At 50.9% G+C, this 14372-nt stretch carries 13 protein-coding genes; 6 read left to right on the top strand and 7 right to left on the bottom strand.

Features of this window, described 5'->3' with window-relative positions; translation table 11 throughout:
* Nucleotides 1-5: 5 nt before the first annotated feature.
* Nucleotides 6-779 carry an AMP nucleosidase gene (locus tag L1278_RS15995; RefSeq protein WP_188499793.1) on the bottom strand — a complete coding sequence of 258 codons (774 nt, stop codon included), beginning with the start codon at nt 777-779 and terminating at the stop codon, nt 6-8.
* 88 nt (nt 780-867) lie between these two features.
* Between L1278_RS15995 and L1278_RS15990 the strand changes: the two genes are divergently transcribed.
* Nucleotides 868-1320: a type I restriction enzyme HsdR N-terminal domain-containing protein gene (locus L1278_RS15990; protein ID WP_253406029.1), complete on the top strand. Its 453-nt coding sequence runs from the start codon at nt 868-870 to the stop codon at nt 1318-1320.
* Nucleotides 1321-1356: 36 nt separating this feature from the next.
* Here the strand turns inward: L1278_RS15990 and L1278_RS15985 are convergent, their stop codons facing one another.
* From L1278_RS15985 to L1278_RS15975, 3 genes are all read right to left on the bottom strand, one after another.
* On the bottom strand, nt 1357-3234 hold the full coding sequence (locus tag L1278_RS15985; protein ID WP_253406028.1) for an LTA synthase family protein: 1878 nt from the start codon (nt 3232-3234) through the stop codon (nt 1357-1359).
* 170 nt (nt 3235-3404) lie between these two features.
* Nucleotides 3405-4517, bottom strand: coding sequence for an alanine dehydrogenase (gene ald, locus L1278_RS15980; protein ID WP_253406027.1), 1113 nt, complete (start codon nt 4515-4517; stop codon nt 3405-3407).
* Between the two features lie 320 nt (nt 4518-4837).
* Nucleotides 4838-5620: a DUF1573 domain-containing protein gene (locus tag L1278_RS15975; protein ID WP_253406026.1), complete on the bottom strand. Its 783-nt coding sequence runs from the start codon at nt 5618-5620 to the stop codon at nt 4838-4840.
* A 191-nt stretch (nt 5621-5811) separates the two neighbouring features.
* On the opposite strand from L1278_RS15975, the gene L1278_RS15970 reads away from it, so the two are divergent.
* Together L1278_RS15970 and L1278_RS15965 are read left to right on the top strand one after the other, a co-directional pair.
* Nucleotides 5812-8220: a thiamine pyrophosphate-dependent enzyme gene (locus L1278_RS15970; RefSeq protein ID WP_253406025.1), complete on the top strand. Its 2409-nt coding sequence runs from the start codon at nt 5812-5814 to the stop codon at nt 8218-8220.
* A 131-nt stretch (nt 8221-8351) separates the two neighbouring features.
* On the top strand, nt 8352-8843 hold the full coding sequence (locus tag L1278_RS15965) for an SMI1/KNR4 family protein (protein ID WP_253406024.1): 492 nt from the start codon (nt 8352-8354) through the stop codon (nt 8841-8843).
* A gap of 234 nt (nt 8844-9077) precedes the next feature.
* Here L1278_RS15965 and L1278_RS15960 read toward each other — a convergent pair whose 3' ends face one another.
* Nucleotides 9078-9692 carry a hypothetical protein gene (locus L1278_RS15960; protein WP_253406023.1) on the bottom strand — a complete coding sequence of 205 codons (615 nt, stop codon included), beginning with the start codon at nt 9690-9692 and terminating at the stop codon, nt 9078-9080.
* 74 nt (nt 9693-9766) lie between these two features.
* On the opposite strand from L1278_RS15960, the gene L1278_RS15955 reads away from it, so the two are divergent.
* A complete protein-coding gene (locus L1278_RS15955) occupies nt 9767-10762 on the top strand; it encodes an acyl transferase (RefSeq protein ID WP_253406022.1) in 996 nt (331 codons plus the stop codon).
* Between the two features lie 34 nt (nt 10763-10796).
* Nucleotides 10797-11723, top strand: coding sequence for a zinc-dependent peptidase (locus tag L1278_RS15950; RefSeq protein WP_253406021.1), 927 nt, complete (start codon nt 10797-10799; stop codon nt 11721-11723).
* 97 nt (nt 11724-11820) lie between these two features.
* On the opposite strand, the gene L1278_RS15945 is transcribed toward L1278_RS15950, so the two are convergent.
* Entirely contained in the window at nt 11821-12987 is a 1167-nt protein-coding gene (locus tag L1278_RS15945) for a sigma-54 dependent transcriptional regulator (protein ID WP_253406020.1), read from the bottom strand.
* Nucleotides 12988-13112: 125 nt separating this feature from the next.
* Nucleotides 13113-14009 carry a transglutaminase gene (locus L1278_RS15940; protein WP_253406019.1) on the bottom strand — a complete coding sequence of 299 codons (897 nt, stop codon included), beginning with the start codon at nt 14007-14009 and terminating at the stop codon, nt 13113-13115.
* Nucleotides 14010-14192: 183 nt separating this feature from the next.
* On the opposite strand from L1278_RS15940, the gene L1278_RS15935 reads away from it, so the two are divergent.
* On the top strand, nt 14193-14372 hold a 180-nt coding region (locus tag L1278_RS15935), incomplete at its 3' end, for a hypothetical protein (RefSeq protein WP_253406018.1).

The following is a 14372-nucleotide window of genomic DNA, read 5'->3' as shown; positions in this document are numbered from 1 at the left end:
TCTGTTTATTCGAAACGCATGTGTTTCACGGATTCGCCCGAGTTGATCAATTCGATCAGGGAGTCTATACCGATGCTCAGGTGTTTTTCTACATAATTGGTCGTCACTAGTTTATCGCTTTCCGAGGTCTTCACGCCTTCCGGAATCATTGGGTTGTCCGATACGAGCAGCAGGGCACCGTGCGGAATTTCGTTGATGAAGCCTACGGTAAAGATCGTAGCGGTTTCCATGTCAATGCCCATGGCACGGATCTGGCGCAGGTATTCTTTAAAATCCTCGTCGTGCTCCCATACCCGGCGATTCGTAGTGTATACCGTTCCAGTCCAGTAGTCCATCTCGTGCTTTTTGATCATCGACGAAACGGCACGCTGCAGACGGAATGAAGGCAAAGCAGGAATTTCCGGTGGCAGATAGTCATCTGATGTACCCTCGCCGCGGATGGCTGCAATTGGTAGAATCAGGTCACCGATGGCCGTTTTTCTTTTCAGGCCGCCGCACTTGCCCAGGAACAAGGCCGCTTTCGGCTTGATGGAAGAGAGCAAGTCCATCACAGTGGCCGCCATGGCGCTGCCCATACCGAAGTTGATGATGGTGATGTTGTTGGCCGTAGCCGTTTGCATCGGTTTGTCCAGGCCTTTTATCTCCACGCCGAACCGGTCGGCGAACATGCGCACGTAGTTGATGAAGTTGGTGAGCAGGATATACTCGCCAAATTCATTTAAAGGCACACCGGTATACCTTGGCAACCAGTCGCTTACGATCTCTTCTTTACTCTTCATGTTTTAAATATAAGTAATTAGGTATAAAAAAGCCGCCTTTGCAAGGGAGTTTGCTGGGGCGGAGGCTGTAAAATTGGTAAATTGCCTTATGGAAACGCTCAACTTACCGAGGTTTGATTACAAAATTAAGCATTCCGGCGCTAATATCATGATTTTTGATGCGCTACGCCGGAAATATGTACTGTTGACGCCGGAAGAATGGGTACGACAGCACTTTGTGCATTTCCTGATCGGTACGCATCGCTATCCTAAAAGCCTCATCAGTATTGAACGGGGCACCACCTACAACAAGTTGCAGAAACGCACTGATATGTGCGTATACGATCAATCAGGCAAGCCATACCTGCTAGTGGAATGCAAAGCCGCGCATGTGCCCATCACGCAGGAGGTAGTGAAGCAGGTGTCGGTCTACAACCAGGTACTGCAGGCCAGGTATGTAGTCATCACCAATGGCATGGACCATTACTGTTGGGAAGTGGATTTCGAGACCCGCCAGTTTACACCGCAGCAAGGTATACCGGCTTTTGGCGCGGAGGTATAGCGTTTACTTTTTGCAGGATATACCTGCTGCTGCGGCTTACTCCTTGCGCGACCAGAAATACAGGTCGTTGGCGAGCATCTTGTTTTTAAAGTACTGCACATAGGCTTTCAACTGCTGCCCCTGCGTCGCATCTGCTTCTGCGGCAGGCGCTAGTTCCGGGAAGGTATGGAAGCGCACTTCATCCGTGGCCGTCAGTTCAGCCACACCCTTCTGTTGCACCAAATAATACGAGACGCCATTGTAAAGCAGCGCATGCCCGGTAGCGGCACTGTCCAACACCGACTGGCCAAAGAGCATCAGTTTATCGGTTGGTAGTCTTAGATAATCCACCAACGTAGGCAGAATATCGACATGCTGCGTGACTTTCTGCACATCAGCCTTTAGTTTTTTGGCAGGATGAAAGAGCAGGAGCGGCACCCGGTGGTAGCCCAGTTCGTTTTGGTACTCCGGACGGATGCTTTTCTGGGTGTGGTCGGCCACCAGTATAAACAAGGTGTTACTGTACCAGGGCTGCCGGGAGGCTGTCTTGAAAAATTCTCTTAAGGCATAATCGGCATAGCCCACCGACTCGTGTATCTCCAGCTCGCCTTTCGGGAATTTGTCTTTGTAATGGGCAGGCACGGTATAAGGCTGGTGGGAGCTGAGCGTGAAGACCGTGCTGAAGAAGGGTTGCGGGAATTTGCTCATCTCCTGTACCGTGTACTGCAGGTATGGCTCGTCAAAAATGCCCCAGTTACCGTCAAAATGCGCTGCCCGGAGATCCGAAGGGTATTCTTCCAGACCAAAATAGTGCTGTATACCTGCCATTTGGGTATACTGATTAAAGCCCATGGTGCCGTTTGTTGCGCCATGAAAGAAGGCCGTGGTATAGCCGGCGTTTCTTAATAAGTGCCCGGCACTGTAAATCGTGTTGGACTGGTAGGGCGAAGTGATGTAGGGATCGGGTAGGAGCGAAGGCAGTCCGGACAGGATGGAAGGCAGCGCTTCTATGGATTTGCGGCCATTGGCAAAGCTGTTGCGGAACAGCAGTCCCTCACCGGCCAGCGAATCCAGAAAGGGGGTATAACCTTCGCCGTTATTGAGGGCTCCTACATATTCCGAGGCAAAGCTTTCCATGATGATTAGCACCACATTTTCCTGAAGCGGCTCTCCGGCAGGTATAGCATACCTGCCCGGCTTTACCGGTAGATTAGCAAGGAGCTCTTCGTCGGAGCCATAAAAGTGCTTTTCTTCTATAGTGGCCTTGCCGATGCTCTTGATAAAAGTGAAAGGCGTATTGAGCGACAGGTGACCCAACGAGGAATGCTCGTGCACAAAAGCATGCGCCGGACGCAGGGGTTTTAGTTGGATACCGCCCCGTATACCTAGCACCACAAAGCCGGCCACCAGCAACAGTCGCAGGTAGCGCTGCCACAACACTGGCCGCCGTTCAGGTATAGCAGCAGAAGTAGGGTATAGCTTGATTATCGCAAAGACCAAACCCGCAAAGACAAGGCCCATGTACCAGTAATAGCTGGCCAACTGCCCAAGTTGCCCAAGCACATCGCCTGTGATGGTGAGCACCTCGTTGCCTGACCTTCGGCCAATGAACTTAAAGAACTCTACATCTACCAGTGCCAGTGCGATGAAAGGCGCGTTGGTAAGCACAAAGAGCCAACGGAGCGTTCGCTGGTAGGTCGGGTGCTGCAAGTTGCCGTGCGGCAGCAGCGTCAGGAGTATAAAAAGTGAGTTGATGATAACGAGCGCCGCCACGTCGAAGCGGAGGCCATGCACGAAAGCCAGCGCCACCTGCCCGGCAGGGGCTTCGGCAAAGTGGCCGAAGTTAAAGACAAAGAAAATGGCACGCAGCAAGGTATAGAGCAGAAACACGAGCCCTAAGCGGCGCAGCAGCAGTTGAAATGAACTGTCAAACATCAGTCAGAATAGAGAGTTTTGGCATATGGGCTACCGTTGAAGTTGAGGCAGGCCGGCAATAAAACACAAAGATATTGAAAATGGTGCGCTTTTGGTAAACTCCCTAAAACAGGAGCGCCTTCCCGATGAGATCAGGAAGGCGCTCGTTTATAAATCAGGCTATACCTTAATTACAGCACAGAGTTAACTTCGGTATACTCCAGGTTGAAGGCTTCTGCCACACCTTTGTATACTACTTTGCCCTGTACTACGTTCAGGCCTTTCTTCAACTCTTCGCTGTCAGCGCAAGCTTTCTTCCAGCCTTTGTTAGCGAGTTGGATCGCGTAAGGCAGGGTAGCGTTGGTAAGCGCCAGTGTGGAAGTGTAAGGTACGGCACCCGGCATGTTGGCTACGCAGTAATGCACCACATCGTCAATGATGAAAGTCGGATTTTCGTGCGTAGTCGGCTTGCAGGTTTCGATGCAACCGCCCTGGTCAACAGCAACGTCTACCACCACAGTACCCGGACGCATTTCCTTCAGCATTTCGCGTGTGATCAGGCGAGGAGCTTTCGCACCCGGGATCAGCACGGCACCGATGATCAGATCATGCGTAGGAAGCAGTTCGCGGATGTTGTATTCGTTCGACATGAAGGTGTTCACGTTGGCTGGCATGATATCGTCCAGGTAACGCAGACGAGCCAGGTTAGTGTCCAGGATCGTCACGTCGGCACCCATACCTGCCGCCATTTTGGCTGCGTTGGTGCCTACAATACCACCACCCAGGATCATCACTTTGGCAGGACGAACACCCGGTACGCCGCCCAGCAGAATGCCACGGCCTTTGAGTGGTTTCTCCAGGTACTTGGCGCCCTGCTGAATGGACATACGGCCAGCCACTTCTGACATAGGCACCAGCAGCGGAAGGCTTCTGTCAGCACGCTCAACCGTTTCGTAAGAAAGGCAAACGGCCTTTTGCTTCATCATAGCGTGCGTAAGCGGCTCGTGAGAAGCAAAGTGGAAGTAAGTGAACAGCAGTTGGTCTTCTTTGATCAGGTTGTACTCTGACTCGATCGGCTCTTTCACCTTGATGATCATCTCAGCGATGCCGTATACCTCTTCGATGCTTGGCAGCACGGTAGCGCCAGCATTAGAATATTCATCGTCCATGAAACCGCTGCCTTCGCCGGCGGTAGCCTGTACGTACACGGTGTGGCCATTGCGCACCAGTTCCACCACGCCGGCAGGAGTTACGCCTACGCGGTTTTCATTATTCTTGATTTCCTTTGGAACACCAATAATCATGTCTTTATTTCTTATAGTATTAGTTATTGGAAAAGCTGCGCAAATATACCATATCTATCTTGAAATAAAAGGCTAAACACAAATCCTGTTTTAACAATGTTAGGACATCTGCATTCGGCTGATTTAAAGTACCTTGAAAAGGCGATGGGGAGAGGGGTAGGCCTTGAACAGCGGCGTTTTGGGATTGCACCTGGCCGGCTGCATCCGGTTGCCCGGAAATTGTATTGTGCTACGCTGTCTGCTTTTGTGGGAAGGTATAAAATGAAAAAAGGCAGTGATAGAATCACTGCCATTAGTACAAAATAAAACTATGAAAAAAACTATCTGAAAGGTACCGGCTGATTGCCCTCCCTTAACATATTCTTTTGAGCCAGACTCTCTACTACATTTGCCTTCAGCGTGAGCTTCAGGTCTGGCATTACGATATCATTTGAAACGATGGTTACTACCTCATTTTGCTCCTTTAACATTGTAGGAATATAGGTTAGTTCCAAAGTTGCCTGCTGTCCTGGTTTTATTGCTGGTTGCGAAACTTTATAGGTTATGCAGTTGCAATTTGCCTTCACGCCCTGCACCACCAGGTCCTGTCGACCTGTGTTTTTGATTGTGAACTTAGCCACGGCTTTTTGTCCTTTTTCAAGTTTTCCGAAGCTGTGTGAAGTAGTTCCAACAGCCAAACGCGGCGAATTTGCTTTTTGTTCCGGCGTGTGGCTGGTTTTTAAATCTTTTGGTCCAACTTCCCCTTTAATGAAGATAACAGCTTGGGGGGTAGCGGCATTGGAGATCACAGAAATAGACTTGTGGAACGGGCCCGGACGGCCGTTGCTGTTGTACATGGCCTTGATCACACCCGTTTTGCCCGGCATGATCGGGTCTTTTGTCCACTCTGGCGTTGTGCAGCCGCAGGAAGGCTGTACCTGGGCTATAACCACAGGCTTATCGCCTACGTTCTTCACTACAAACTCGTATGAAGCGATCACACCCTCGGCAAATGTGCCAAAGTCATGGGTCTCTTTCTCAAACTTGAGTTCGCCCTGCGCCTGGGCCGTAAAACCAGCCAACAGCAGGCTAAGCACGGTAAGTAAGTAAAATTTTCTGTTCATAATGCGAATTAAAGAAATTTTGCGAATGAAAAAAGAGGTTCTGCAAACAAACAAAGATATAAAATCTTTTAACAAAAAGACAAGTCTAAGTATAGGTGTTTGACGGCCTGCCCGGCTCCCCAAATTTGATTTTAGGCTAATATTCTGTACTTTTGAAGAGAAAATCCACTATAAGCTTTTACAGACGAGACATGCAAACTGCTGAAGCATCTATAACTCAACGACTAAGCACTCAGGAAATATTAAACGACTACCGCCTTGCCTGGGAGAGCCGCCACGCGAGCCTTGCCGGCCGCAAAGAGGTTTTTATGGGCAAAGCCAAGTTTGGTATTTTCGGCGATGGCAAGGAAGTAGCCCAGCTGGCCATGGCCAAGTTCTTTCAGAATGGCGATTTCCGCTCCGGCTATTACCGCGACCAGACGTTCATGTTTGCCATTGGTGAACTGACGCTCCAGCAATATTTCGCACAGTTATATGCGCATACCGATGTAGAGGCAGAGCCCTCCACAGCCGGCCGCGCCATGAACGGCCACTTCGGCACCCGCCTGCTCGACGAAGAGGGGAAATGGAAGAACCTGATGGAGCAGAAAAACTCCAGCTCTGATATTTCGCCTACCGCCTCGCAAATGCCCCGCCTGGTAGGATTGGCCTATGCTTCCAAGCTATACCGTCAGAACCCGGACCTGCAAGGTATGCAGCAGTTCTCAGTGAACGGAAATGAGGTGGCATTCGGCACCATCGGCAACGCTTCTACCTCTGAGGGCATGTTCTTCGAGGCGATTAACGCAGCCGGTGTGCTGCAGGTGCCCATGCTGGTTTCGGTGTGGGACGATGGCTACGGTATTTCGGTGCCGGCTGAGTACCAGACCACCAAGGGCAGTATTTCAGAGATTCTTGCCGGTTTCCAGCGCAACAGCCGCGAGGAACAGGGCTACGAGATATTTAAAGTAAAGGGCTGGGACTACCTGGCGCTTTGCGAAACTTACGAGGCTGCCGTGAAGGTATGCCGCGAGGAACATGTGCCGGTGTTGGTGCATGTGGAGGAGATGACGCAGCCCCAGGGCCACTCTACTTCAGGCTCACATGAAAGGTATAAGTCGAAGGACCGCCTGGCCTGGGAATCCGACTACGATTGCCTGGTGAAGATGCGCGAGTGGATGCTGGGTGCCGGCGTTGCCACGGCCGAGCAGCTGAACCAGATCGAGGCAGAAGCCAGAGAAGCCGTTCGTCAGGCCCGTGGTGCTGCCTGGAACGCTTTTGCAGACGGCATCAAAGTTGACCATGAAGAGGCCTTGAAGCTGATGGATAACCTGGCAGCTGCCAGCGAGCATATCACCGAGATTGCCACCATCACAGAAGAACTCCGCAAGACAGGAACGCCTATTCGCAGCGATGCGGTGAGAGCCGTGCGCAAGGTGTTGCGCTACGTGCGCGACGAAAACAACCAGGCAAAGCGCGAGCTGGTCGGCTGGCTGGAGCAAACCATGGGCGAGAACACCGACCGCTTCAACTCTTATTTATACAGCCAGTCCGACGAAGCAGCTTTGCTGGTAGAGGAAGTAAAGCCTGAGTTTGCCGAAGACGCACCGCAAGTAGACGGCCGTGAAGTGCTGCAGGCCTGCTTCGATGCCATGCTATCCCGTGATCCACGCGTGTTTGCCATCGGCGAAGATGTGGGCCGCATCGGGGATGTGAACCAGGCTTTTGCCGGATTGCAGGAGAAGCACAGCGAACTGCGCGTAACCGATACAGGTATACGCGAGTGTACCATCATCGGTCAAGGTATAGGAGCCGCCCTGCGCGGTCTTCGCCCGATCACCGAAATTCAGTACCTCGACTACTTATTATATGCTATCCAGATTCTGTCTGACGACGTGGCCTGCCTGCAGTACCGCACCAAAGGTGGCCAGAAGGCGCCTCTGATCGTGCGTACCCGCGGACACCGCCTCGAAGGGATCTGGCACTCCGGTTCCCCAATCGGTATGATCCTGAACAGCATCCGGGGTATGCACGTGCTGGTGCCACGTGATATGACCCAGGCGGCAGGTTTTTACAACACGCTGCTTAAGTCTGACGAGCCGGCACTGGTGATCGAGTGCCTCAACGGCTACCGCCTGAAGGAGCGTATACCTAGTAATATAGGAGAGCTTACTGTACCGCTCGGTAAGCCGGAGGTGCTGAAAGAAGGTACTGATATTACCATCGTAACCTATGGCTCAATGTGCCGCATCGTAATAGAAGCCGCCCGCCAACTGGAGGATTTTGGTATTTCAGCCGAGGTGATCGACGTACAGTCATTGCTGCCGTTTGACCTGGAGCATTCGATTACCGACTCGATCCGCAAGACCAACCGCGTGTTGTTTGCCGACGAGGACGTGCCGGGAGGAGCCACGGCTTATATGATGCAGCAGGTAGTGGACGAGCAGGGCGCCTGGCGCTACCTGGACTCTAAGCCACAATGCCTTTCAGCACACGCACACCGTCCACCATACTCATCGGACGGCGATTACTTCTCCAAACCAAATACAGAGGATGTTTTCGAGGCGGTGTACGAGATCATGCATGAGGCAGACCCGAAGGCTTATCCGGTTATCTATTAAGTCGGACTAGTTTCAGACGAAGAGCATAAGGCGAGTTGCTATACCTGCAGTGATGCAGTAAAGGTATAGTAACTCGCCTTTTACCCTAGAGGGAGCTGCATTTATACCTAAGTTAGCGGTTACACTCAATAATGAAAGAAATAGAGCAACAATGCGAAAAAGTGCTTGGGAGTCTTTACCAATTCTCAAAGAACTTGCTGGACCTAGGTGAGCTAATTCCAGATAACAGATTGAGTGAATTCGAGAATCAAATAGGCTTTAAGTTACCCTTTGATTTCAGCTACATCCTAACCAAATATAATTACTTCTCTTTAGCAGGAACAGAAGTGCTTGGTATCGGTATAGAATTTAAAGAAGAGTCTTTAGACAAAGTATACCGTTTTGAACATGATGGAGCTGGAAACACAATGCCCAAAGAATTCCTTCCTTTCTCTCCTGACGGAAGAGGGAATTATTATTGCCTTGACTTATCCAGAATGGAAAATAGCCTATGCCCTGTGGTTTTCTGGCAACATGACTTCACCTATTCTAAAAAGGAAGAAGTAGAGACGTGCAATGAAAAATTCATTGATTGGGTAGAAGAAGTAATGATTGAGTGGACTTTAGAAGACTTTGATTCTTAATACGTACTTAAAAATATAAAAGTACTCCCCGCTAACAAAGCACAGGCTTCAGCTGACGCCTAGCCTTAGCCTGTACAAGACCGGTATAATAAACGAGCAGGTATAGCGCCCTTCATGGCAAATCAGTAATCAGGCCCAATCCTTCGGCTCGGATCGCTTCGTCCTGCTACACAAAAAAGAAAGGCTCTGTACCAGATGATACAGGGCCTTGATTTTTTATGCTTTTATTAGTGATCAGCCTCCAGCTGGCTGGAATAAGGTTATTTCGTCTGTCGTCACCGTGTTACTGCGGTTAGGCACAGGGGTGGTGCGGTCGTAAATGAAGATGTCAAACTTGATAACCGTGCCGGGTTGCAGCAGTGGGAACTCTGACGCGTTGATCTCGTTGATGCTGTATTTGATCTCGCCTTCCAAAGTTTCCGGGCGCTCATCTGCCGAAAGCCGCTGAAACCGCCCCGAGAACTGAAAGCCCGGTACTGGGAAAGGGTAAGGCACAAAACGGGAGCTACCCGGATTGTTCGGATCTTCCTCCTTGATGTACATCACGGTGTGAAAATTCTGCTCAAACTCAGAGCCTTCATTAAAAGGTGGCTGAAAGTCCTGCGATTCCCGGTTGCTGGAAAGGCCCAGGTTGCCGTCGCCGTCTTTAAAGCCGATGACCAACACGATTGAATCGCGTAAAGAGGTGATATCGGGTCTCTGAGGGAAAGGGGTGTCCACAAAATGGTACTGCTCCACACGCCTGAACTCAATCTCAGGCACTACGTCGTAGACAGGTTCTTTGCGGCAGGAGCTAAGGGCTAGCAGCAACAGTAGGCATGCCGCACCATACTTTAGCATGTATCTCATGTAGGATCTCAGAAATTGAAGCTAAATTTACTAAATCAAACGAACAGATACAGGAATTGTTATAAATAATTTGGATGGATTTCAAAGCCCGACACCTGCAGCTATTACTGGCTGACCAACCCTTTGATTTTGAAGAAACGGCCCTGGCGCTATTCAGCTACCAGGCCGAGCACAACCAGGTATACCGTGACTATTTGCAGCACTTAGGCCGCGACCCCAGGCAAATCAGCCAACTGGTGGATATCCCTTTTCTGCCCATCGAGTTTTTCAAAACCCACGAGGTGAAAACTGGTTTATTTGAGCCTGAGGTTACTTTTTACAGCAGCGGCACCACCCAGATGACTCGCAGCCGCCACCAGGTGGCCAGCCTGGACTGGTACCTGCGCACCACACAGCGTATTTTCGAATCTTTCTATGGCCCCCTGACCGACTATGTAGTGCTCGCGCTGCTGCCCTCATACCTGGAGCAGGGTGGCTCGTCGCTGGTGGCCATGGTCGATTATTTTGTGAAGCAATCCGGGCAGCAGGAGGAGGGCTTTTACCTCCGAAACCATGACCAGTTGCTGCAAACCGTTAAAGGTGCCCGGCAAAGAGGGAAAACAGTGCTGTTGATGGGCGTTTCCTATGCCTTGCTCGACTGGGCTGATGAACTGAAGGGGCAGGAGGATTTCAGTGGTGTGACGATTATGGAAACCGGCGGTATGAAGGGGCGTCGACGGGAGATGATCCGGGAGGAACTGCACGCATACCTGAAGCATGGCTTTGGGGTAGAGGCAATTCACTCAGAGTACGGTATGACGGAACTCCTGTCGCAGGCCTACTCACTGGGCGACGGTCTTTTTCATCCGGGCTATACCTTGCGCGTGCTCCTGCGCGACCTCAACGATCCTTTTGACATCCGGCCAGGTATACGCTCGGGTGGCATCAACATCATCGACCTGGCCAACATCGATTCCTGTGCTTTTATCGAGACAAAAGACATTGGTCGCCTGAAGCCGGACGGCACATTCGAAGTACTGGGTCGATTCGATAATTCGGATATCCGGGGCTGCAATCTGCTGATCGCCTAACATCCAAAACACCAATTCACCGTTTAAGCTGCCCATGGGTTACATATTTTTTATTGCACTGGTGGCAGGTATGCTGCTGCTTTTTTACAGGTGGGCCACCCGCCGGGAACGCTATCGGAAGCAAATTCTGAAAAAGGGCTTTCCGGTTGAGTGGCGCAAGATCCTGCAGGACAGGGTGGGCTTTTACCATACTTTAAAGACCGACGAAGAGAAGGAACGCTTTGAACAGAAACTCTTGCTTTTTGTGTCCGAAAAGCGCATCACAGGTATAGATACCGAAGTAGACGATACGACTAAAGTGCTGGTTGGCTCGAGCGCCATCATTCCGATCTTTGGTTTTAAAGACTGGGAATACCACAACTTGGGCGAGGTGCTGGTGTTTCCGGGCAGCATTCACAGGTATAAGAACGAGGATAATGAAGCGTTTTCGGAGGTACTGGGGCGCGTAAATCCATTCCAGAACGACCATTACGTTACCTTGTCCAAGGCGGCGCTGGAGCAGGGGTTCAACGATATGGCCGACCGCAAGAACGTAGGTATACACGAATTTGCCCACATGCTTGACCAGGCCGATGGCGAGATAGATGGTATACCCAAAGCCTACCTGCCCGACGAGCTGGTGCGCCCCTGGAAGGAACTCATGTACCGCAAGATCAGCCAGATCGAAAAAGGAAAGTCAGACATTAACGACTACGGCGCGACCAGCGAGGCGGAGTTTTTTGCAGTGGTAACGGAGTATTTCTTCGAGAAACCAGATCAACTGGCCGAGAAGCACCCGCGTTTGTACGAACTGCTGACCAAGGTTTTCAAGCAAAATCTCAAGAGAAGGTTTCATATTAACTTCCGGGAGCTGCTCAACCCTTATGGCAAGCGCCTTGGCCGTAACGAGCCCTGCCCGTGCGGAAGTGGTAACAAATATAAGCAATGTTGTATGCTGAAGCAGGGCAAAGCAGCTGCCTAAGGTATAAAACAGGTAGATAACAAAAACGCCCCAGCCAGCAGGCCGGGGCGTTTTGCATTAGTGAGAACAGTAAAATAATAGAGAGCATATAAAATCATTATGCCACAGCCGGTCGGGCATAGGCTTTGGCATCTTCGAGTGTTATTTCCTGACCGCTCATGATTACCAGTCGTTCTACCACGTTGCGCAGTTCGCGCACGTTGCCACGCCAGTCGAGTTGTTTCAGGTACTCCAGCGCATCTGCTGTGATGTTCTTGGGCTTGTTGCCGTAGTCGTTGGCGATGTCCTGCAGGAACTTCTGCACCAAGTCAGGTATATCTTCGCGGCGTTCGTTTAGCGGCGGCACATGAACCAGAATCACACCCAGGCGGTGGTACAAATCCTCGCGGAATGTCCTGGCTTCGATTTCTTCCAGCAGGTTTTTGTTCGTAGCAGCCAGTACACGTACATCCACCTGTATGTCCTTGTCGCCGCCTACACGCGTAATCTTGTGTTCCTGCAGTGCCCGCAGCACTTTGGCCTGAGCCGACAAACTCATGTCGCCTACTTCATCCAGGAAAAGCGTACCGCCATTGGCCTGCTCAAATTTGCCAATGCGCTGCTTCACGGCAGAGGTAAACGAGCCCTTCTCGTGGCCGAACAGTTCACTCTCGATCAGCTCGCTAGGTATAGCGGCGCAGTTTACCTCGATCAAGGGGCCATTGGCGCGGTTGCTATGCTCGTGTATGGCACGGGCTACCAATTCCTTGCCCGATCCGTTAGGGCCTGTGATCAGCACGCGGGCGTCGGTCGGAGCTACCTTTTCGATGGCCTGCTTCACGCGACCTAGTGCTTCCGAAGTGCCCACCATTTCGTAGGTCTTCGATATTTTCTTCTTTAGGATCTTGGTTTCGGTCACCAGGTTCGACTTGTCCAGCGCATTGCGCACCGACACCAGCAGGCGGTTCAGATCCGGTGGTTTCTGCAGAAAGTCGTAGGCGCCTTTTTTGGTGGCCTCCACCGCCGTATCGATAGTGCCGTGCGCCGATATCATGATGAAAGGCGTGTCAGACGCCATTTCCATGGATTTCTCCAGCACCTCGATGCCATCCATGCCGGGCATTTTGATGTCGCAGAGCACCACATCGTACTTCGACTTACCGAGTAGCTGCAAACCTTTCTGTCCGTCTTCGGCTTCGTCTACATTATAGTTCTCAAACTCCAGAATTTCTTTCAGGGTGCTGCGAATGGCCCGTTCGTCATCTATAATCAGGATTTTGGGCATATGTCTTTCGGTCGTTTTATGCTGTAAATGGTAAGTATAGAAAATAAACAGCCGCTAATCAAGCGGCTGCAGCATTTGTACGATAAATCCAAAAATTTAGTCTACCTGTCAGGTATAAGCCGTCCTCAGGAGTTGGTAAAGTTGATTACGCTATACAGTTCCGGCTCCAGGAAGGGACCGCCCGGATAACCTGCCGTATAATCGAAGTTGATCCAAAGCTCACCGTTTGTTTCATGGAAGTGGATCTTGCCGCCGGTTACCTCATCCGGGAAAAGCGAGCGCACGGCATAACTTACCTTGTCCAGATCCTCTACAGTGCCCATTTTTACTTCGGTATACATGTGGTTGGGCGAAATCACGATGCGGGCTTCACCGCCAATGGCCATAATAGAAGAGGCCATCAGGATGGCATAGTCGTCGCAATCGCCGGCCAGCAGCTGGATGCTCTCGGTAGGCGGCGAGTAATAATCCAAGCCAAGCGGGTCGTTTACGTAGCGCCAGCTGTTGCGCACATGCTTAAAGAGCGAGAAGTAACGGACCATTTTGCCATACTTGCGGTAGTACTCGTCATGAAAAAAGCGGGTAGAGTGCTCAACGGCAAAGGACCGCACAGCCGGATGGGTGGGTTGCATGGCACTTTTGACACGGCGCTCCTGAAAATAAGTGCCTTTTACGGGCTTGAAATAAGATACTTTGCTGGAATTGCTGGTCATGTTCACCAGCATGGCGTTGTAGTCGGCGTAGAGGTTCTCTACGGTATAGTCGTCGAAGGTGCTGTTAAAGAACATGGCCCCCATGATGCCCACAAAAGCCAACAGGATCAGTTTCTTGTTAATGCTGGTTACAATCACCGAGATAATGGCCGCCAGAATAACGCACAGCAGGAAGTTCAGCTCATAGTCAATGAAGCTGATGGGGGGTAGGTAGAAACTAATCAGGACCGCCATCGGGAACACGATGATGATCTGGATGAACCGAACTAAAAACGTAGTCAGATTAGAGAGCTTGAACAACTGCGTCATGATTCCCTGCTTTTGTGGTTTCTGGCGCCTATAGCCCTTCTGGCTTTATAAGTGCATTGGCTTGAATTATATTATACCTGTAACGCAAAATCCGGGCCTTTTTACTCACTGCTGATCCCGAAAATTTTAAATTATCTGCCTGCGTGTCGGTATGGGCTTAATATCGGCATAATTCTTCGCATTTTGAAGCGGCAGGAGGCGCGATTGCCAAATTTTTCTTCCGTTGAATACCGCTCAAACAAAAGCCGCAAACGACGTCAGTCGTTTGCGGCTATACCTGTCGGCTATACCTGTCGGCTATACCTGTCGGCTATACCTGTCGGCTATACCTGTCGGCTATACCTGTCGGCTATACCTGTCGGC

Source organism: Pontibacter sp. HSC-36F09, assembly GCF_024171605.1.
Classification (GTDB): Bacteria; Bacteroidota; Bacteroidia; order Cytophagales; family Hymenobacteraceae; genus Pontibacter.
This window is presented reverse-complemented; position numbering and strand designations above follow the sequence as displayed.

Bases quoted from the DNA above. Each gene is read 5' to 3' on its own strand.
- L1278_RS15995 (WP_188499793.1), bottom strand. From the start codon at position 779: ATGAAGAGTAAAGAAGAGATCGTAAGCGACTGGTTGCCAAGGTATACC.
- L1278_RS15990 (WP_253406029.1), top strand. From the start codon at position 868: ATGGAAACGCTCAACTTACCGAGGTTTGATTACAAAATTAAGCATTCC.
- L1278_RS15985 (WP_253406028.1), bottom strand. From the start codon at position 3,234: ATGTTTGACAGTTCATTTCAACTGCTGCTGCGCCGCTTAGGGCTCGTG.
- ald (WP_253406027.1), bottom strand. From the start codon at position 4,517: ATGATTATTGGTGTTCCAAAGGAAATCAAGAATAATGAAAACCGCGTA.
- L1278_RS15975 (WP_253406026.1), bottom strand. From the start codon at position 5,620: ATGAACAGAAAATTTTACTTACTTACCGTGCTTAGCCTGCTGTTGGCT.
- L1278_RS15970 (WP_253406025.1), top strand. From the start codon at position 5,812: ATGCAAACTGCTGAAGCATCTATAACTCAACGACTAAGCACTCAGGAA.
- L1278_RS15965 (WP_253406024.1), top strand. From the start codon at position 8,352: ATGAAAGAAATAGAGCAACAATGCGAAAAAGTGCTTGGGAGTCTTTAC.
- L1278_RS15960 (WP_253406023.1), bottom strand. From the start codon at position 9,692: ATGAGATACATGCTAAAGTATGGTGCGGCATGCCTACTGTTGCTGCTA.
- L1278_RS15955 (WP_253406022.1), top strand. From the start codon at position 9,767: ATGGATTTCAAAGCCCGACACCTGCAGCTATTACTGGCTGACCAACCC.
- L1278_RS15950 (WP_253406021.1), top strand. From the start codon at position 10,797: ATGGGTTACATATTTTTTATTGCACTGGTGGCAGGTATGCTGCTGCTT.
- L1278_RS15945 (WP_253406020.1), bottom strand. From the start codon at position 12,987: ATGCCCAAAATCCTGATTATAGATGACGAACGGGCCATTCGCAGCACC.
- L1278_RS15940 (WP_253406019.1), bottom strand. From the start codon at position 14,009: ATGACGCAGTTGTTCAAGCTCTCTAATCTGACTACGTTTTTAGTTCGG.